The following is an 18691-nucleotide window of genomic DNA, read 5'->3' as shown; positions in this document are numbered from 1 at the left end:
CCCGGTGCACCCGGCCCGTGCCTCCCACCCCGGCACGGGCCGGGTCCGATCCGATTCAGCCCGATCCGATCCGACGAATGACCCGACCCAGAGAGGAGTTCCCATGTCCGAGTGGTTGGCGCTGGCCATCGCCATGCTGGCGGCCTGTGCCGTCGTGGTGGCGGTGGTGCTGCTGAGGCACCGCCGCGCCGGTGAGGACGAGGACACCGACGAGACACCGGACGTCATCGAGTACATGACGATGATGATCGGCGTGGTCTACGCCATCGTGCTCGGCCTGGCACTCGCCGGTGTCTGGGAGGCACGCGGCGTGGCGCAGGACGACGTGTTCCGCGAGGCGCAGGCGCTGCACGAGGTGAGCGAGCGGGCGCAGGTCTACCCGGTCGAGTTCCGTGACAAGGTCCGTGCCGACGTCGACGCCTACGTCTCCTACGTGGTCGACGTCGAGTGGACGTACATGCGCGAGAACGGCGAGATCTCCGACCGGGGCACCGAGCTGCTCGCGAAGCTGCGCAGTGATGTCGCGACCCGTCCGCCGGCCACCGACCTGGAGGCCCAGGCGTACCAGCCGATCATGGACCGGATCGGCATCGCCGACGACGCCCGCAACGCGCGGGGCCAGAACGCCGGACCGACCATGCCGGGCGTGGTCTGGTTCGGCCTGATCGTGGGCGCCGTGGTGACGGTCGGGATGGTGTTCGCCCTCCAGATCAGGCGCTCGGCACGGGAGTTGCTGCTCGCCGGGGTGTTCAGTGCGCTGATCGCCTTCCTGCTCTTCCTGATCTGGGACTTCGACGACCCGTTCGGCCGGAGCGTCTCGGTCACCACCGAGACGTTCACCGACCTGTTCCCGGCACTGGGCGGCGGGAAGGAGTGACCGGCCGGTCGCGCCCGTCACCCGGGCCCGTCTCCCGGCGGCCCCGGCCTTCGATACTCTGATCGGGCCGTCGGGGGCCGGCCCCGGCGTGCATGCCGAGAGGATCCGTGCGCGTGGCCTACCGACAGCCCCACCAGGGCGACCCGTACCCGACGACCCAGCGCCCCGGGCGCGCCTGGTGGTGGCTGCCCGCCGAGGAGCGCCGGAGGCGGCGCCGCCAGCGCAAGGAGTGGAAGGCCTACCTCCGCAAGCACGGGGAGAAGAAGAAGGACAACGACTGCCTGGACAACCTCGACTGCAGCGGCGGTTGTGACGGTCCCTGCCTGCTCCTGTTCTTCCCGGTGATGACGGTCGCGGGTATCCGGTTCGCGCTCGCCGGAGGCCGCGGCCGACGGCCCGGCGGCGCGGCGGGCCGGGTCGACCCGGCCGCGCCGGTGCCCGGCGGTTTCGCGGCCGGGGTGCTGTACGGGGCCGTGCGCTACTACCGCACCGAGATCAGCCCCGGGCGGCCGGCCTGCTGCCCGTACACGCCGACCTGCTCGACGTACGCCGTCCAGGCGCTGCACCGGCACGGCGCGGTGCGCGGTGCGCGGCTGACCGTCGGCCGGCTGTTGAGCTGCCACCCGGGTGTCGCCCGCCGGGGTGGCGGCGTCGACCCGGTGCCGGAGCGCTGACCGGGCCGGGCGGCCCGGCAGACGGAGGGGCCGCGCGGATCACGGTCGAGAGGTGATCCGCGCGGCCTCCGGCATCAGCCGGCGAAGCGTCAGTGCAGGCTGCTGTTCATGGCGTTGAGCAGCGAGCCCGAGGCGTCGTCGTTCTCCAGGGCGAAGGCGAACAGGCCCGCCAGCCCCTTGCTCCTGGCGTACGCGCCACGGGCCTGGATGGCCTGCGGGGTGTCACCGGTCCAGAAGTTGGTGCCGTCGTACACCCAGGACGACTCGGTCACCGGGTCCCAGTGGGTGTTGGCGGCGGTGGCGTTGAGCTCCTTCCAGGAGGCCAGACCGGCCTCCGCGCTGAGCGGCTTGGCCGGCGTCGGGCCGGTCGCGCTCTGGTACAGGCCGAAGTTCGAGCCGGCCGGCACGCCGGTCCAGCCGCGCCAGTAGAACGGGAGGCCCAGCACCAGCTTGTTCGCCGGGAAGCCGCCCGCGATGCCGTACTCCGGCAGGCCGGTGGTGTAGGCGGCCAGCGTGGTGTCGATGTTGTACTTGCGGGTGCCCGGCGTGATCGGCGTGGTCGGGTCGGCCGGGCTGTCGTGCAGCGGGTCCTGGTGGTTGGTCGGGCCCTTGGCGTCCCAGGCACCGTGCATGTCGTAGGTCATGACGTCGGCGTAGTCCAGGTACGCGCCGATCTTGTCGGTCTCCAGCTGTGCGATCTTGTCCTGGCCGCTGGGCAGGGCGGCCGTCAGCAGGAACCGCTTGCCCTGCGCGCTGCCGAGGGCGTCCAGCTGGGTGCGGAACTCCTTCAGCAGCAGGGTGAAGTTCTGCTTGTCGGCGGGGGAGGTGTGGTTGCCGGTGTGCCCGCCGGCCGAGCCCGGGTACTCCCAGTCGAGGTCGATGCCGTCGAACAGGCCGGCCGCCGAGGCCGCGCCGCCCGCCGGGTCACCGGCGATGTTGGTCGGCAGGTTCCCCTTGAGGAACATGTCGAGGCAGGAGGAGACGAACTTCTTGCGCGAGGCGTCGCTCGCGGCGGCGTCGGAGAAGTACTTGGAGTACGTCCAGCCGCCGATCGAGATGCTGAGCCGCAGGTTCGGGTACTTGGCCTTCAGCTGGCGCAGCTGGTTGAAGTTGCCCTTGAGCGGCTGCTCCCAGACGTCGGCGCTGCCGTCCACGCTGGTGGCGCCGTTGTAGTCGGCCTGGTAGTCGGCGTAGGCGTCACCCGCGCCGTCGCCGGCGTTCGGGTTGTTCTCGTTGGCCGAGTCCGAGGCCTTCACCGCCTGGAAGCAGGTGAGGTTGGTCGGGTGGATGTTGGCGAACGCGTAGTTGATGACGTCCAGCTTGCCGGCCGCACCGCTGGTGTCCACGTTCTTCGCGTGGTACGCGTTCTCGTACACGCCCCACTGGTCGAAGTAGGCCGAGCGGAAGGGGCTGTTGGCGGGGGCGGCGGCGGTGGTGGTGTTCACCGGGGCGGACTGGGCGGACGCGTGACTGCCGGAGTAGCCCTGCACGGTGAAGGTGTACCCGCGGGTCGGCAGCAGCGAGCTGACGGCGACCGAGGTGCCCATGGAGGTGGCCACCAGCTGGTTGCCCGCGTACACCTTGTAGGAGACGGGGCCGTCGCCGCTGGTGAGGGTGGACGGCTGCCAGCTGAGCACGACGGCGTTGTGGGTGACCTTGGTGACCGTGACGCCGTTCGGGGTGGTGACCTTGCCGTCCCCGGCCGGGCCGGTGCCGGTCGAGGTGGCCGTCGGGGTGGGGCTGGTGGTGGCCGTCGGGCTGTTCGACGCGGTGGGGCTGTTGGAGGCGGTGGGGCTGTTCGACGCCGTCGGGCTGTTGGAGGCCGTGGGGCTGGTCGTGACGGTCGGGCTGCTGGTGGCCGTCGGGCTGGAGCTGCTGGTCGGTCCGGCCGGGCCGGTCAGGCTGAGGTCGTCGGCCCGGTAGGCGCCGGTGCCGTACCAGCCGTGCGTGAAGACCGTCACCGAGGTGGTGGCCGCGCCCGTGGTGAAGGTGGTGCTCAGCTGCGTCCAGCCGGTCGCGTTGGGCGCCCAGCTCTGGGAGTTGACGCCGGTCCCGGTCGCGCCGAGATAGACGTAGCTGCCCTGCACCCAGCCGGAGAACGTGTAGGTGGTGCTGGGCCGGACGGCGACCGTCTGCTGGCACTGGGCGGTGTCGGCGGCCGAGGCGGCGCCGCTGAGCGCGTAACTGCCGCCGTGCACCGGGGTGGTGACGACGGAGCCGTTGGCGCAGGTCCAGCCGGCCAGGCCGCCGGTCTCGAAGTCGGCGTTGGTCAGCAGGTTGACGGCCGCGGCCGAGGCGGTGTCGAGCGTGAGGGCGAGGGCGGCGCTGCCGGTGGTGAGCGTGGCCGCCAGGGCGAGCGCGGTGGCCCGTCGGCGTGGTGCGGCGGCCCGGCGTCGGGCAGGGCGCGCGGGCATGACCCGGTCGTGCATGGGTGATCCTCCGGAGGAGTGGGGTTCCGGCGGTGCGGTCGGCCCGGGATGGGCCGGGGAGCCGAACCGGGCGCTGTGGGGGCGCGCGGGCGGGTGTGGAGCGCGTTTTCGGGTATGCGTGTGGTGCTCGTGACGCGGACCGGACAGGATCCCGTATCACGACATCACAGATTGGACTGGACCAATATTCGCCGTCAAGGGTGCCCCGCGGAACGGTCGTCGACGACGGCCGGACCGGTACGGTGGCCTCCCGAGGAGCCCCGCGTCGAACGGAGAACGGGTCATGGACAGCCGCGCCTGGGACGACCGCTATGCCGCGAGCGAGCTGGTCTGGGGCACCGAACCCAATCGCTGGGTGGTCCGCGAACTCGCCGGGCTCGCCCCCGGGCGCGCCCTGGACCTCGCCGCGGGGGAGGGCCGCAACAGCATCTGGCTCGCCGGCCGGGGCTGGGAGGTCACCGGTCTGGACTTCTCGACGGTGGCCCTCGGCCGTGCCGAACGGCTCACCGCCGCCCTGCCGGACGAGGTGGCCGACCGCCTGACCTGGCGGCACGGGGACGCCCGCACCTTCGAGGCGCCGACCGGCGGCTACGACCTCGTCGTGGTCGCCTACCTCCAACTGCCCGCGGAGGAGCGCCGGACGGCGCTGCGTCGCGCCGCCGCCGCGGTGGCGCCCGGCGGCACCCTGCTGGTGGTCGGCCACGACTCGACCAACCTGACCGAGGGCGTCGGCGGCCCCCGGGATCCGGAGGTGCTCTTCACCCCGGGTGACGTGCTGACCGACCTGGTCGGTGCCGGTCTGCACACCGTTCGGGCCGAACGGGTGCGCCGTGCGGTGGCCGCCGAGGGTGGCCACCGGCTCGCGACCGACGACGGCGCCGGCGGTGGTGCGGGCGGCCGTCCGGTGGAGGCGATCGACGCCCTCGTCCGCGCGGAGCGGGTCGGCTGACCCCGGGCCGGTCCTCAGGCCGGTCGCCGGTCGCCGGCCGCTCGTGCCGGTGGATCCGGAGCGAAGTGACCAGGTGGCGTCAGTGGCGAACGGTTTGCTGTTTCGTGTACGGGGCGGACGGGTGCATTCGTCATTTCGCAAAACCGTTGAAGGTGAATTCCCCGGCGGTTAGGGTTCGGTCCGGCAGGCGTGTGCTTCGTCTGCCGTCGATGGGAATTCCGACTGATCGAGGGGGATGGCACATGCAGGGTTTCATCCACAGGTCGGCCCGTTTCGTCGGGGCCTCCGTCGCGGTGGCCGCGCTGGCGGTCTCGGTTCTCGCCGGTTCCGGCGGCGTCGCGGCGGCCGGCTCGGCGCCGGTGGGGCCCGCCGCGGCCGGGGCCGCCGGAACGGTGGTGCCGGTCGCCGACCTCGCACTCGCCGATCCGGGGCAGGGCTCGAAGCTGCGGAACACGAACAGCGGGATGTGTCTGGTGGTCCAGGGCTATGCGAACAACACCCAGGCGTTCCAGTACGGCTGCCTCGGTTTCGACGACCAGTTCTGGATCTTCGACCCGGTCTACAACAAGGCCAATGCGTTCCGGATCCGGAATTTCCACAGCGGAAAGTGCCTGGTGGCCCGGGGGACCGCCAATAACGGTCCGGTGGTCCAGACGGACTGCGCGGACTTCGACGACCAGCTGTGGTGGGCGGTCTCGCTCCAGGCGGGCGGCTACTGGTTGAAGAACTACAACAGCAAGCTGTGCGTGATCGTCCGGGGCGGGGACTCCGGCAGCGGGGCGGTCGTGGGCGGCTGCGACAACCGTTGGGCCGACCAGATCTGGACCTGGTAGGCGGCCGGGGCCCTGGGTGCCCGTACTGCGTCCCGGCGCGGTGCGGGCGCGGGCGGCTTCCCGGGCGCGCCCGTGGGGTATGGAGGTGTCCCGGGGTGAATCCGGGGCGCCGGGAAGATCTACACTGTTGTAGATTCATGGGGCGCAGGTGAGGAACGAGGAGGGCGCGATGAGCGTTTCGCTGGCGAAGGGTCAGAAGCTGAGCCTGGAGAAGCCCGGTGGCGGGCGGCTGGGCGTGGTGCGGATGGGTCTCGGCTGGCGGGCCGCGCAGCGCAAGGGCTTCCTCGCCAAACTGTTCGCCGGGCAGGAGATCGACCTGGATGCCTCGGCGGTGCTCTTCGCGGCCGGCAAGCCGGTGGACGTGGTCTTCTTCCAGCACCTCACCAGCGACGACGGCTCGGTGCGGCACAGCGGGGACAACCTGACGGGCGGGGCCGGGGACGCGACCGACGACGAGACCATCACTGTCGACCTCACCGCCGTGCCGGCCGAGGTGGACCAGATCCTGTTCACCGTCAACTCGTTCACCGGCCAGACGTTCCAGGAGGTCGAGAACGCCTTCTGTCGGCTGGTCGACACCCAGACCGGCACCGAGCTGGCCCGTTACACGCTGACCGGCGGTGGCCCGTACACCGCGCAGATCATGGCGAAGATGCAGCGGACCGGGACGGGTTGGCAGCTCGTGGCGATCGGCCAACCCGCCGCCGGGCGGACGTTCCAGGACCTGATGCCCGAGCTCGTGAAGCACCTCTGAGCCTCGGCGACGACGAAGCGGAGGGCGACCGGCAGCCGGTCGCACGCGGACACCTCGGCCCGCCACCCGGATCAACGGGTGGCGGGCCGAGGTCGTGCGTGCGGACGCCGCAGGCGCCGCCCGGTCAGCGCGCCGACGGGGCGCCGGAGGGCGTGAGCGGCGTGCTCGGAGCGGCGGCGCTCGGGGCGGCCGAGCCGGTCGGGGCGCCGCTCTGGGTGGCGGTCGCGGTCGGGGTGGGCGTCGGGCAGCCCGGGGCGGTGGCCGTCGGCGTCGCGGTGGCCGAGGGCGTCGCCGACGCCGGGGCGCTCGGGGCGGTGCCGGCCGTCGGCGTGCCCGAGGGGGCGTCCGTCGGCGTGGCGCAGGCGGTGGGCGTGCCGGTCGGGGTCGTCGTCGGCGTGGCCGTCGGCGTCGCGGTGGGCGTGCCGGTCGGCTCGGCGGTCGCCGTCGGGCTCGCGCTGCCGGACGGGCTCGCGGTCGCGGAGGGCGTCCCCGACGGCGTGGTGGTCGGCCCGGTCGAGGGGGACGCGGAGGGCGACGCCGAATCCGACGGGGTCGCACCGGTCGACGGCGACGTGGACGGCGTCCCCGAGGGCGAGGTCGACGGTGAGGTCGACGGTGCGCCGGAGGGCGTCGTCGAGGTTGACGGAACGGCGGGAGTGCCGGGCGTGGTGGACGGCTGCGGCACGCCCGACGGCTGCGTACCGGTCGGGATGCCGGGGATGACGGGAGCCGGCGGGGTCGGCAGGGTGAGCGGAGCGAACGGGCCGTTCGGGGCGGTGCGGCCCGGGGTGGTGACCGGGCTCCCGGTGCTGAAGTGGGCCATCCAGTTCCGGACCGTGCGCAGGTACTCGGCCGAGTGGTTGTAGCCGAGGACGGCCCGGTCCAGCTGGGCCGGGTCGGACAGGTCGCGGCCGCCCGCGCACAGGTAGCGGCCGGCGGCCTCGGCGGCGTCGAAGACGTTGTTCGGATCGGCCTTGCCGTCGGCGTTGGCGTCGACCCCCCAGGAAGCCCAGATGGAGGGGATGAACTGCATCGGACCGACGGCGCGGTCCCACACGCCGTCACCGTCGAAGCGGCCACCGTCGGTGTCGGATATCGCCGCGAAGCCGGCACCGTTCAGCGCCGGGCCGAGGATCGGCCGGTACGTCGTCCCGGCGGCGTCCACCGCACCCCGGCCGGCCTGGCCGGACTCGACCTCGCCGATCGCGGCCAGCAGCTGCCACGGCAGGTGGCAGGCGGGCGAGCGCAGCGCCAGGGCGGCCTCCGCCTTGCGGTAGGCGGCGAAGACCGTCTCCGGCAGGGCGGGCCCGTTGCGCAGCGGGTCGGCGAAGGGCGAGCCGACCGGAGCGGTGGGCGGCTGGGTCAGCGGGACGGTACCGCCGCCGTCGACCGGGGCGGCCCCGGCGAGAGCGGGCCCGTCGGACACGCCGGGGCCGAACGGCGAGGTGGTGCCGGGGTCCACGGCCGCGGAGCCGGTCCCGGTGGCCGTCGGGCCGAGGGTCCGGTCGGCGGGGGCCGGAAGCGCGTCGGCGGATGCCACGGGGGCGAGGCCGAGGCCGGTGAACTGGGCGCCGGTCAGGGCGGCGAGGGCCGTGAAGACCGCTGCCGTTCCGGCCATCCGGCTGCCGAGCCGCAGCCGGCGGACGCCCCGGGGGCCCGCGGCCCGGCGGCTCGCGGTCTCCCTGACCACGATCTCCCTGACCACGGCCTGCCGTGGCCCCTCGGATGTCCCGTCGCCGTTCCTGGTCGCCATGCTGTGCCCCTCCCGTCACCGTCCGGCCCCTGGGGAACGGACGGGGTGTCACCATCGTGCCTGCCGGTGCCTGACCGAGCTCGTTTCCCGAACGATTAGTATCACGACGATCCGACAGGCCCCGGATGGCCGGGAGCGGTCCCGGGCGCCACCGTTCGATGAACGGGCCGTGGACGGACTCGACCGGACACGGTCAGGACGGCCGGCGCGGCGCCGACCCCCGGGCGGGCCCCGGGCCACGGGCAGGACGTCAGAGCTCGACGAGCGTCCCGTCCTCGGCGACGCCCGCACCCGCCGCGGCCAGCACGGGGGCCAGTGCGACCGCCTCGGGCGAGCCCCGGTGGGCGAGCGGGTTGGTGTTGTTGAGGTGGGTGTAGAGGTAGCGCGGCCCCGGGTGACGGGCCAGGTGGGGGAGCGAGTCCTCGACGGCGAGGTGGCCCATCCCGCGCGAGGTGCGCGCGCCGCCGGTCCGTTCGGCGAGCTCGTCGTCGGTGGCGAAGGTCCCGTCCAGGATCACCAGGTCGGCGCCGGACACCGCCCGGTCCAGGGCGGGCGTCCAGGCGGCGACCCCGGGTGCGTAGACCGCGCGGGCACGGCCGGCGGTGTCGCTGAAGCGGTAGCCGATCACCCAGTCCGTCCGGTCCGCTCCCGCCACCGTGCCCGCCCCGCCCGGGGCCGTCCCGCTCCCGCGGGCGGTACGTCGCTCGCCGGGCGGGCCGGCGGCGGCGTACCGGGGGCGTTTGCCGCCGAGGGCCAGCGGCTCGGCGACCAGGCCCCCGGCCAGTTCGACGGCGGTGCCCGGTGTGACGGTGTGCCAGTGCGTCTTGGCGTAGGGGGCGATCAGCGGGCCGACCGGGAACGCCTCGTGCAGGGCGGCGCGGACCGGCTCCGTGGCGTGCACCGACAGCTCTGCGGCCTCGCGCAGGGTCACCAGGCCGAGGGTGTGGTCGAGCTCGCCGCTGGTGAGCAGCACACCGCGCAGCGGGGTGGCGCGGGTGCCGGGCGCGGGTGCCAGTTCGGGCGTGGCGAGCAGCTGGGAGCGGAGGTCGGGGGAGGCGTTGACCAGGTACCAGGCGGCGCCGTCGGCGCTGACGGCCAGGCAGTCCTGGCTGCGGACCGCGCCGGTGCGGCGGGCGGTGGCGCAGCCGTCGCAGCCGCAGTTCCACTGGGGCAGGCCGCCGCCGGCGGCGGTGCCGAGGATCCGGATCTTCAGCGGGTGCTCCCTCAGGACGGGCCCGGCACGGCGGGCGCGGCCGGCCCGGCGGTGACGCTCGTGGCAGTGCTGGGCGTGCCGAGTGTGACGGGCGCGGCGGGCGTGGCGGTGAACCGGCGCGGCACCGGCGTCGGGCCGTCGGCCGGCGCGGGCGAGTGGACCAGCTGGTGGTGCGGGGAGAGCCGGCACGCCGGATCGGTGGCGGCCGCGTCGCCGGTGAACTGGAAGGCCTGGCAGCGGCAGCCGCCGTGGTCGACCTCGCGCAGCGCGCAGCTCCGGCAGGGCTCGGGCATCCAGGCGGTGCCCCGGAAGCGGTTGAAGGCGGGGGAGTCGTGCCAGATCGCCGCCAGGTCGTCGCCGGCGGCGTTGGGGATCCGGAGACCGGGCAGCTGGGCGGCGGCCAGGCAGGGCAGCACGTCGCCGCCGGGCGCGACCACCAGCTGTTCGTTCCCCCAGCCGTTCATGCACGGCTTGGCGGTGCCGCTGTGGTGGTCGGCGACGACGTGGGTGATCTCGATCCGGTCGCCGTGCCGGGCGCGGGCCGCGGCCACGTCCAGCTCGGCCTGTCGGACCTGTTCGTCACCGGGCGCCAGATGGGCCCGGTTGACCCAGGCCCAGCCGTAGAACTGGGTGTGCGCCAGCTCCACCCGGTCGGCGCCCAACTCGACGGCCAGGTCGGCGATCGCGCCGAGCCGGGCCAGATTCCCGCGGTGCAGCACGGCGTTGACCGTCAGCGGCAGTCCGGCGGCGGTGAAGAGCGCGGCGGCGGCCAGCTTCCGTTCGTGCCCGGTCCGGCCGTTGAGCCGGGTCAGCCCGGCGACGGTGTCGGCGCGGTCCGGATCGGCGTCCTGCACGGAGAGCTGGACGTGGTCCAGGCCCGCTTCGGCGAGTTCGGCGGCGCGCGGGCCGTCCAGGGGCAGGCCGCTGGTGATCAGGTTGGTGTAGAGGCCCAGCCGGTGGGCGTGTGCGACGACGGCGGCCAGGTCGCGGCGGAGCAGCGGTTCGCCGCCGGTGAGGTGGACCTGGAGGATGCCGAGGCCGCGTGCCTGGTCGAGGATGCGCAGCCACTGCTCGGTGTCCAACTCGTCGCGCTGTCTGGTGAGCTCGACCGGATTGGCGCAGTAGGTGCACTGGAGGGGGCAGCGGTGGGTGAGCTCGGCGATCAGGCCGAGCGGCGCGGGCGCCCGCCGTCCGGCGCGGGTCTCCGCCGAGTGGGTCCCCGTCGGGTGGGTCCCCGCGGTCCCGGGCGGGTCCGCGGCCCGGGTGGGGACGGCCGGTGCGCCGGTGCCGTCGAGGGTGAGCAGCCGGCGCTCGGCGAGGTCGAGCAGCAGGCCGAGGACCTGCCCGGGCTCCACCCCGTCGTACTCGGCGGCGAGCCGGGCGGTGATCCGCCCGGCGTCGCGCCGACCGTCGCAGTGCCGGAGCACGGCGGCGGCGGTCTCGTTGAGCAGCAGGACGCCCTCCGGGTAGAGCAGGGCGTCCTGCCGGCGGACCGGGTCGTGCACCAGCCGCACACCGCGCCGCAGCCCGGGGGTCGCGGCGTCGGGTGCGGGGCTCACCGGCCGGTCCCGGTCCGGCCCGCAGGGGTACCGGCCGGACCGTAGTCGACGGCGTCCAGCATGGCCCGCAGGACCTCGCACTTGAAGGCGAGCGCGTCCACGGCCGCCTGCTGCTGGGCCTCCGTGCCGCAGTGGTCCAGTACCAGTTCGAGCGTCCGGGCGCTGTCCCGGCGGGCGTCGGGGATGCGGTGCTCGAAGTAGGCGTAGCCGGACGGGTCGATCCATTCGTAGTGCTTCTGCCAGGCGACGACCCGTTCGGCCATGTGGTCGGGCGAGAACATCTCGGTCAGCGCGGCGGCCACGCCCTCGGTCCACGGACGGGTCTGGCAGAAGTGCAGGTAGCCGTCGACGGCGAAGCGCACCCCGCGCGCGACGTGCCGCTCGTCCAGGATCTCGGCCCGGTCCAGGCCGACCGCCTCGGCGAGCACCAGCCAGTCGGCCAGGCCGCCCTGGTCGGCGTTCGGGCCGTCCTGGTGGCCGAGCCGCTGCGACCACTCCCGACGGACGTCCGCGAGCGGGCAGTTGGCGATGATCGCCGCGTTCTTCCGGGTGAGGCAGAGCTGGTAGTACCAGCGGTTGGCGACCCAGCGCCGAAGTTCCTCCGGGGTGCAGTCGCCGGAGTGCAGGCGCAGGTGGAACGGGTGGGTGTCCCAGTACCGGTCCCGCAGGCCGTGCAGCCGGGCCGCGAAGGACTCGCGGCCCGGCTGCAGGTCGGCCGGCACCCGGGCCGGCGCGAGAGGGGGAGCCTGGGTCACCGAGTGGTCCGCGCGGCGTACGCGGTGACCTCGGCGCCGGTGCGGTGGCACTCCACCGCCGGGGCGGACCAGGCGGGCTTGGCCGCGGCCGGCGGGGCCGGTACGGCGGCGGTGGTGACGGGCTGGGGAGCGAGCGTGGACTTCATGGGAGTTGCCCTCCTCGGTGAAGTGGGTGAGAGGCCGGGGCCCGAGGGCCCCTGGATCAGGACGCTACGAGCCGCCGGGCCCGCCCGCCGGTCGAAACCACGCGATCCGCGGACAATCGCGCTCGAACGGGTGACACGACGGGCTCCGCACCGGGCCGGGCCCGGGCGGGAAACCGGTGTCGAGTGTGCCGGTTCGGCCATGCCGTGTCGAGTGGGCCGGACCGGGCGGGCCGTACCGGGTGGGCCGGGTGGGCCGGCCCACCCGGTACGACCGGTCCGGTCCTCAGGCCGAACGGCCGAAGGCGACCAGATGGCCGTCCTTGGTGCCGACGAACACCCGCCCGCCGTCCGTCGCCGGGACGGAGAACCTGGTCACGGTGCCGAGCGCGAAGCTGCGCCGCAGCTTGAGCGCGCCGTTGACCGGAACCGCGTCGTAGACCCGGAGTTCGCCGTTCTGCCCGCCCGGGCCGGAGCCCGAGTAGACCGTCCAGACCAGCGCCGAACCGGCGACCGTCCCGTTCGAGGTGACGACCGGTGAGCCGGACGCGTAGCCGAATCCCTCGGGGCTCGTCCCGGCGCTGGTCAACTGGGGGTTCCCCGCGCCGTTCACGGAGTACTTGAGCGCCCGCAGCGAGCCGTAGTTCTCGACCAGGTAGACGTAGCCGCCCTCGCCGCCCCAGACGCCGGGGTGGCCCCAGACGCCCTTGAACGGGCCGGTGGTGCCCACCACGTTGTCGGTGCCGCCGGAGCCCTGGCCCATGCCGCCGAGACGGTCGCGGTCCAGCAGGAAGATCCGGCCGTCCTTGCCGACCTGCACCATCAGGTGCGGGTGGGCGGAGGTGCCGAAGCCGGACGGCAGGGCCGCCGGGCCGCCGGAGCCGAAGTCCACGTCACCGTGGTCCATCTCCCGGTTGTTGGTGGGGCTGAAGAAGTCCCGCGGGGCGAGGCTGCCGTCCGCGTTCACCCCCAGCCGGACCACCGACTCGGCGAAGTGGCCGCCCGGTCTGTCGCCCGGCCCCTTGAGCGGGGACGAGCCCTCGCCGGCGCCGTTGCCGGTGGCGATGAAGATCCGGCCGGCGCCGTCGGAGACCAGACCGCCGCCGCTCATCCAGACGCCGGCGTTCTGCGAGGCGGATCCGGACTCGGTGGACCAGAGGGTGAGCTTGCGGGTGGAGGTGTTGACGCCCGCGACCGTGCCGACGTACGTCCCGATGCCGCAGTCCGAGGCGAAGCCGAAGTAGACGGCGCCGTCGATCAGCAGCAGTCCCGCACGCTGGGCGGAGGTCGACGGGTTGAACGGGACGCCGGGGCTGTTGACCGGCGAGCCCTGGACGGTGACCGGCCAGCCGCTCCGCTCCGCGCCCGAGGCGACGTCCAGCGCGTGCACCGAGAAGTGCGCGCCGCCGTCGCCGGACTTGGTCACGAGGTAGACGGTGCCGCTCGCCCGGTCGTAGACCGGTGTCGAGACGATGCCGGTGCCGGGCGCGAGACAGGCGCTGGACGAGGACACCGGGGTGCCCAGCGCGCGCTGCCAGACGATCCGTCCGTCGGCCGCGTTGACGCCGTAGACGTGGTTGGTCGCGGTGGCGACCACCACGGTGGATCCGGCGACCAGCGGCTGTGCGTACACCGCGCCGTCCACGGCGGTCGACCAGCGCCGGCCGAAGCCGGAGGCGGACACCTGGGCGGGGCTCAGGTTCGGTTCGGCGGCGTCCCAGCCGGTGCGCAGGTTGTTGACCGAGACGGTCGGGTTGTCGGCCCGGGCCGGTGCCGCGCCGGTGAGCGCACCGGCCGCGAGGGCCGGGACGAGCAGCGCCAGTCCGGAGAGCAGGGCCGCTCCGGAACGGCCGGCCCGGACCCGGGGCGGGGGACCGGACCGGGGCGGACCGGCCGGGGGTGCTCCGTCCGCGGGCGGTCCGCCGGGGGACGGGGGTGGGAGGGGTCGGCTCATACGATCCGCCTTGGCTGTCGGGGAGTACGGGGTACGGCGCCGTGGCGTCATTCTGTGAGCGCCCGCACCGTGCCCGCATCCGGCCGCAGCCCCCGGCCCGGGACCGTTCACGCCCCTGGGGGAACGGGCTGCGCCGGGCGGCGGTCCCGGCGTTCGGCCGAGCGGCCGCCCCGAGGGCCCGGGTGCCGGGGCGGATCAGCCCGCGACCGACGGTGCGAGCGCCAGGGCCGGCGCGCTCGCGGCCGCCGCCTCGGCCGGGCCGATCACCTCGTCGTCCGGGCCGCGGTCCGTGACCACGGCGACGGAGTAGGTGCGGCCGTCGGGGACGAAGAACACCTCGGGCCGGGTGCCGTCCTTCCGCCGGACCAGCACCGCCTCCTGACCGACGCCGGGCAGTGGGGCGGTCTGGAGGCCCGGGTCGGTCCTCGCCGCGGTGATGCTGCCCGCGTCCACCTCGCGGATGTGGGCGGAGGACTGGCGGGAGCCCCAGGTGCAGCCCCACACCGGCTTGCCGTCCTTCGGGTCGGGCCGGGTGCCCGTGAACGGCCCCGCCGTGCCGACGACGGCGACGACCTGGGGCGAGGAGAGCAGGGCGCACGCGTCGACCCGCGCTCCGTGGGGTCCCCCTCCGACGGTGTCCGCCGACCGTGGCGGACTGTGACGGTTCAGGATCCTACGGGCCCTTCGGTGGCGGTATTTCCCTTTCCTGCTACGGGAGTTGGACAGCTCGGAGCCGGGCCGGTTGCCGGGCGGGTTCGCGCCAGGCTCCGGCCGGGTCGCGACCGGGCCGCGGATCCCGGCCGGGACCGGGCGCGTCCGGGGGGTGAACAGGCGGTCCGGGGCACGGGGGTGGTACGCGCACGTGCGGCCGGGCTCCCGGCGGCGCCCGCCACCGGCCGAGCTGACCTGGCCGGATGCACCGTCACCCCTTTACCAGGGCGGCCGGGCCGGTGTCGAGTGCGGAACGCCGACTTCCCCGGACGGGTGACGTTCTGGTGAAAGTGGTCATGCCAGGAATGGCGGCCCGTCATTCTGACCCCATGATCAGGCGGATCCCGTGACGGGGCGGGTCGCGCAACCAGACGGACACCAGAGGGATGGAGGCCCTGACAGTGAGTTCGAACCTGCCGGAGACCGTGGCCGAGGCCCCGGCCGTCCTGCCCGCGCCGCCCCGCGTGGTCGACGACCTCGCTCGTGACCTGACCCACGCCGCCGCCGCGGTCCGGGCCGTCTCCCGGGACGGTCGGTGCGGCGGCGACGTCGCGGTGGCGGCGTACACCGCCGTGGTCTGCACCGGACGGTCGGCGGCCCGCGCACTGGAGGAGGCCGCCGGGTGGTGCCGGCAGGCGCCGGAGGCGGAGGTCCATTCGCTGGCCTGGGCCCGCGTGCCCGGCCACCGTGACGACGTCTTCGAGTACCGGGTCACCCTGGCCGTCAGCTTCCCCGACCACGAGACCGGTGAGCACGCGGGGGACACCCACCACGCCCGGCGCTGACCTGGCCGGGCGGGGGGCGTACCCGGAGGGCGCCGAGGGCCGTCACCGGGCGTCGAAACCGAACTGACCCGCGATGAGACTCGGACCATGGACGTCGGGGGATCGGACGGCGCGGCCACCGAGGACCGCAAGCTCTCCGCCGGGGCGGTCGCGGCGGCCGTCGGGCCGGCGGCGGCCTGCGGGGCCGTGGTGCTGTCGGTGCTGTTGGTGATGTTCCACTGGCCGGGCCGGACGGTGCCGGGGGTCGGGTGGCCGGCCGCCAAGGGCGCGGTGAAGCTCGGCACGGGCGGTGTGGTGGGCCTGGTGGCCGCCCTCGCCCGGCTGCGCACCCGCAGGGGCGCCCGGAACGCCGGGGCCGGCGGGTCCACCGGTGGGCCCGTCGTGTGGCCCGACGAGGGAGCCGACCGGGCCTCCGTCGGTGGCCGGAGCTAGGGCAGCAGGACGAGCCGTCCGCGCAGGCCGCCCCCGGCCAGCCTGCGGTGGGCGTCCGCGGCCCGCCCCAGCGGGTGGGTCCCGGCGACCCGGAGCGTGAGGGCCTTCCGCTCGGCCAGCGCGGAGAGTTCGGCGAGCGCCGCCCCGTCGGCGGCCACCCAGACCTGTTCCACCCGGACACCGCGCAGGCCGAGCGGTGCGGCGCCCGCCGACACCGCGACGAACGCGCCCCGGTTGCGGACCGCGCCGAGCGCCGTCACGCCGAGCAGCGCCGCGTCCAGCACGCCGTCGACCCCGCCGGGCACCAGCGCGCGGACGGCGGCGGCCGGATCGGCGGCGTCGCGCGGCACGAACCACTCGGCACCCAGCGCGCGGACCGCCGCCGCGTCGCCCGCACCGGCCAGGGCCACCACCCGCAGGTCGCGCAGGACCGCCAGTTCCACGGCGAAGCCGCCCACCGCACCCGCGGCGCCGGTGACCAGCAGGGTCGCCCCGGCGGGCAGGCCGAGCAGGTCCAGCGCCTGGACGGCGGTCAGCCCGTTGAGCGGCAGGGTGGCCGCCTCGGCGGCCGGCACGCCCGCCGGGGCCGGGGCCACGGCGGCGGCGTCCAGCACCAGGTGGTCGGCGTAGGCGCCGAGCGGGACGTCCAGCCGGTCGCGCAGGCCGATGACCCGGTCGCCCGCGGCGAAGCCGGCCACCCCGGGGCCGACCAGGTCGACCGTGCCGGCCGCGTCCCAGCCCACGCCGACCGTGTCGCGCGGCGCCATCAGGCCCGCCCCCGCGAGCACCCCGGACCGGGTCACCGCGTCCACCGGGTTCACGGTGGCGGCCTCCACCCGGATCCTGACCTGGCCGGGGCCGGGCTCCGGGACGGGCACCTCGACCAGCTCCAGGACCTCCGGGCCACCGAACCGACGGACCACCACGGCGCGCATCGCGCACTCCTCTCACCCGGGGCCCGGCTCCACCGGGGAGCCGTCCCCACCCAGGGACTTGCGAACACGGCCCACGCTAGGAAAACCTGCTCTCCGGCAGGAAGTACGTACCCGGAAGTGCGTACCGCACCGGGAGGAGAGCACCATGGCGACCATGACCGCCGCCCAGCGCCGCTCGGCCGAGCGGGCCGGGTTCGACGCGTACGTCGCCGAGTGCCCGGCCCGGCAACTGCTGGACAGGATCGGCGACAAGTGGGTCAGCCTGGTCGTCAACGCGCTGGCCGACGGGCCGCAGCGGTACAGCGACCTGCGCCGGCGTCTCGCCGGGGTCAGCGAGAAGATGCTCACCCAGACCCTGCGAGCCCTGGAGCGGGACGGCCTCCTCACCCGGACGATCACCCCGTCCGTCCCGGCCCGGGTCGACTACGCGCTCACCCCGCTGGGCACGGGGCTGCTGCCGCTGCTGAAGGCGATCAAGAGCTGGGCCGAGGAGAACATGCCGGAGGTGCTCGCCCACCGCGAGTCGTACGACGGCGTCCGGCACGACTGACGAGTTGCCGGATCCGCTGCCGAGGAGCGGCGGTGAGGGCGCCGGAGGACCGAGGCCCGGCGCCCGGCGGGTCGGGGGTGCCCGGGGATCGTCCGTTTCCCGTCCTGCTGCCGGTTCCGCCGGACCTCCGGAGCGGACAGTGGGCTGCGGCCCGGCCGTCCGGCCGCCCGTCAACCGAACCCCACTGGAGGGGAATCATGCGCATCCGTACCGCGGCGGCGACGATCGCCGCCCCCGCAGCCCTGGCCGTCCCGGTCCTCGCGACCGTCCCGGCCTCCGCGGCGCCCGCCCGCGTGGCCGCCTGCTCGACCTACAGCAACTACGTCAGCTACGGCGTCTCGTGCGACGGCACCCGCAGCTACTACGCGTGGGCCGTCTGTGCCAACAACAAGGTGGTCTACGGGCCGACCAGGTCGCCCGGCGTCTGGTCCTACGCGTACTGCAGCAACGTCGGCTCGACGTTCCGCAGCGGCGGCTACACGCTGGTCTGAGCCGGGGCGAGCACGTGGTCGAGGCGGTCGGCGAGCGTGGACCACGGCCGGCCGTCGACCACCGGGAGGGCGTGCAGGCGGGCCTGGGAACCGAGCCAGCGCGAGTAGCGCGCGCTGACCTCGGCGCGGCGCGCCTGGACGCCGCCCCCCGGTTCCCGGGCCGCGCTCTTGCCGACGCCGGACGCGCCACCGAGCAGGACGAGGTCCCAGGTCCGTTTCGTCATGGTGCGACGCTATCGCGGAGGACGCGCGGGGATCCTCCGGGTCAGGTGGCCGCCGGGCTGTCGCCGCCCGGCCCGTCGCCGTCGGGTGCGGCGCCGTCCGGCTCGCGGGTTTCGGGATCCCGGGTGTCCGGGCCCGGGTGGTCGAGGCGGCGCTGCCAGGCCGTCAGCAGCACCTCCAGCGCGGACGCCTCCTCGGGGGAGAGGTGGCCCAGCAGCCGGTGCTCGTTGCGCATGTGGGCGGTGAACGCCTCGTCGATCAGCCGCCGGCCGGCCTCGGTGAGGGCGACGACCCGGCCCCGCCCGTCGGCCTCGCTGCGGCGGCGGGTGACGAGCCCGGCCCGCTCCAGCCGGTCGACCCGCTTGGTCATCGCGCCGGTGGTGACCATGGTGTGGGCGGCCAGTTCGCCGGGGGCCCGCTCGAACGGTGCCCCGGCCCGGCGCAGCGTGGCCAGGACGTCGAACTCGCCCTCGCCCAGCCCGTACCGTCCGTAGACCAGGCAGAGCTCCTCGGTGAGCCGGACGGCCAGCCGGTGCAACCGGCCGATGACCGCCTGGGGGGCGACGTCGAGGTCGGGCCGCTCCCGGTGCCACGCGGCCTGGATCAGGGAGACGTGGTCCTGTGCCGGGTCCTGCGCCGGGTCCGGCTCGTGGCCGTGCTCGTTCGCCATGG

The 18691-nt window shown here is 74.7% G+C and carries 20 protein-coding genes; 9 read left to right on the top strand and 11 right to left on the bottom strand.

Annotated elements, in window-relative coordinates; translation table 11 throughout:
- Window positions 1–103 precede the first annotated feature (103 nt).
- Window positions 104–877 carry a bestrophin-like domain gene (locus PUR56_RS34905; RefSeq protein WP_329951904.1) on the top strand — a complete coding sequence of 258 codons (774 nt, stop codon included), beginning with the start codon at window positions 104–106 and terminating at the stop codon, window positions 875–877.
- Between the two features lie 113 nt (window positions 878–990).
- On the top strand, window positions 991–1551 hold the full coding sequence (gene yidD, locus PUR56_RS34900) for a membrane protein insertion efficiency factor YidD (protein ID WP_329951903.1): 561 nt from the start codon (window positions 991–993) through the stop codon (window positions 1549–1551).
- 89 nt (window positions 1552–1640) lie between these two features.
- On the opposite strand, the gene PUR56_RS34895 is transcribed toward yidD, so the two are convergent.
- A complete protein-coding gene (locus PUR56_RS34895) occupies window positions 1641–3980 on the bottom strand; it encodes a glycosyl hydrolase family 18 protein (RefSeq protein ID WP_329951902.1) in 2340 nt (779 codons plus the stop codon).
- Between the two features lie 283 nt (window positions 3981–4263).
- On the opposite strand from PUR56_RS34895, the gene PUR56_RS34890 reads away from it, so the two are divergent.
- From PUR56_RS34890 to PUR56_RS34880, 3 genes are all read left to right on the top strand, one after another.
- Window positions 4264–4929: a class I SAM-dependent methyltransferase gene (locus PUR56_RS34890; RefSeq protein WP_329951901.1), complete on the top strand. Its 666-nt coding sequence runs from the start codon at window positions 4264–4266 to the stop codon at window positions 4927–4929.
- A gap of 242 nt (window positions 4930–5171) precedes the next feature.
- Window positions 5172–5762 (top strand): RICIN domain-containing protein, encoded by a 591-nt coding sequence (locus PUR56_RS34885; RefSeq protein ID WP_329951900.1) that lies wholly within the window; start codon window positions 5172–5174, stop codon window positions 5760–5762.
- Between the two features lie 169 nt (window positions 5763–5931).
- Entirely contained in the window at window positions 5932–6516 is a 585-nt protein-coding gene (locus PUR56_RS34880; RefSeq protein WP_329881306.1) for a TerD family protein, read from the top strand.
- 124 nt (window positions 6517–6640) lie between these two features.
- Here PUR56_RS34880 and PUR56_RS34875 read toward each other — a convergent pair whose 3' ends face one another.
- The 7 genes from PUR56_RS34875 to PUR56_RS34845 form a co-directional block, all read right to left on the bottom strand.
- Window positions 6641–8269, bottom strand: a complete 1629-nt coding sequence (locus PUR56_RS34875; protein ID WP_329951899.1) for a lytic transglycosylase domain-containing protein — start codon at window positions 8267–8269, stop codon at window positions 6641–6643.
- Between the two features lie 250 nt (window positions 8270–8519).
- Window positions 8520–9470 carry a pyrroloquinoline quinone biosynthesis protein PqqB gene (pqqB, locus tag PUR56_RS34870; RefSeq protein WP_329951911.1) on the bottom strand — a complete coding sequence of 317 codons (951 nt, stop codon included), beginning with the start codon at window positions 9468–9470 and terminating at the stop codon, window positions 8520–8522.
- 23 nt (window positions 9471–9493) lie between these two features.
- Window positions 9494–11041, bottom strand: coding sequence for a pyrroloquinoline quinone biosynthesis protein PqqE (pqqE, locus tag PUR56_RS34865; protein ID WP_329951898.1), 1548 nt, complete (start codon window positions 11039–11041; stop codon window positions 9494–9496).
- Window positions 11038–11796: a pyrroloquinoline-quinone synthase PqqC gene (gene pqqC / locus PUR56_RS34860; protein WP_329951897.1), complete on the bottom strand. Its 759-nt coding sequence runs from the start codon at window positions 11794–11796 to the stop codon at window positions 11038–11040. Before pqqC ends, pqqE begins: the two co-directional genes overlap by 4 nt.
- The gene (pqqA, locus tag PUR56_RS34855) at window positions 11793–11942 is read right to left on the bottom strand and encodes a pyrroloquinoline quinone precursor peptide PqqA (protein WP_329881302.1); all 150 of its coding nucleotides are present in this window, start codon (window positions 11940–11942) and stop codon (window positions 11793–11795) included. The genes pqqC and pqqA overlap by 4 nt, the downstream gene beginning before the upstream one ends.
- Before the next feature lie 283 nt (window positions 11943–12225).
- Window positions 12226–13893 carry an outer membrane protein assembly factor BamB family protein gene (locus tag PUR56_RS34850; protein WP_329951896.1) on the bottom strand — a complete coding sequence of 556 codons (1668 nt, stop codon included), beginning with the start codon at window positions 13891–13893 and terminating at the stop codon, window positions 12226–12228.
- 195 nt (window positions 13894–14088) lie between these two features.
- The gene (locus tag PUR56_RS34845) at window positions 14089–14397 is read right to left on the bottom strand and encodes a hypothetical protein (protein ID WP_329951895.1); all 309 of its coding nucleotides are present in this window, start codon (window positions 14395–14397) and stop codon (window positions 14089–14091) included.
- A gap of 608 nt (window positions 14398–15005) precedes the next feature.
- On the opposite strand from PUR56_RS34845, the gene PUR56_RS34840 reads away from it, so the two are divergent.
- Together PUR56_RS34840 and PUR56_RS34835 are read left to right on the top strand one after the other, a co-directional pair.
- Window positions 15006–15389 (top strand): hypothetical protein, encoded by a 384-nt coding sequence (locus PUR56_RS34840; protein WP_329881299.1) that lies wholly within the window; start codon window positions 15006–15008, stop codon window positions 15387–15389.
- A gap of 87 nt (window positions 15390–15476) precedes the next feature.
- Window positions 15477–15821: a hypothetical protein gene (locus PUR56_RS34835; RefSeq protein ID WP_329951894.1), complete on the top strand. Its 345-nt coding sequence runs from the start codon at window positions 15477–15479 to the stop codon at window positions 15819–15821.
- Here PUR56_RS34835 and PUR56_RS34830 read toward each other — a convergent pair.
- On the bottom strand, window positions 15818–16756 hold the full coding sequence (locus tag PUR56_RS34830) for an alcohol dehydrogenase catalytic domain-containing protein (RefSeq protein WP_329951893.1): 939 nt from the start codon (window positions 16754–16756) through the stop codon (window positions 15818–15820). The genes PUR56_RS34835 and PUR56_RS34830 overlap by 4 nt on opposite strands.
- 145 nt (window positions 16757–16901) lie before the next feature.
- Here PUR56_RS34830 and PUR56_RS34825 point away from each other — a divergent pair, with 145 nt between their 5' ends.
- Together PUR56_RS34825 and PUR56_RS34820 are read left to right on the top strand one after the other, a co-directional pair.
- The gene (locus PUR56_RS34825; protein WP_329951892.1) at window positions 16902–17306 is read left to right on the top strand and encodes a winged helix-turn-helix transcriptional regulator; all 405 of its coding nucleotides are present in this window, start codon (window positions 16902–16904) and stop codon (window positions 17304–17306) included.
- Window positions 17307–17503: 197 nt separating this feature from the next.
- Window positions 17504–17797, top strand: coding sequence for a hypothetical protein (locus tag PUR56_RS34820; RefSeq protein ID WP_329951891.1), 294 nt, complete (start codon window positions 17504–17506; stop codon window positions 17795–17797).
- Here the strand turns inward: PUR56_RS34820 and PUR56_RS34815 are convergent.
- Window positions 17782–18021: a hypothetical protein gene (locus PUR56_RS34815; RefSeq protein ID WP_329951890.1), complete on the bottom strand. Its 240-nt coding sequence runs from the start codon at window positions 18019–18021 to the stop codon at window positions 17782–17784. The genes PUR56_RS34820 and PUR56_RS34815 overlap by 16 nt on opposite strands.
- Window positions 18022–18062: 41 nt before the next feature.
- Window positions 18063–18689 carry a MarR family winged helix-turn-helix transcriptional regulator gene (locus PUR56_RS34810; RefSeq protein WP_329951889.1) on the bottom strand — a complete coding sequence of 209 codons (627 nt, stop codon included), beginning with the start codon at window positions 18687–18689 and terminating at the stop codon, window positions 18063–18065.
- Between the last annotated feature and the right edge of the window lie 2 nt (window positions 18690–18691).

Source organism: Streptomyces sp. BE303 (assembly GCF_036290945.1).
In the GTDB taxonomy this organism is placed as follows: domain Bacteria; phylum Actinomycetota; class Actinomycetes; order Streptomycetales; family Streptomycetaceae; genus Kitasatospora.
This window is presented reverse-complemented; position numbering and strand designations above follow the sequence as displayed.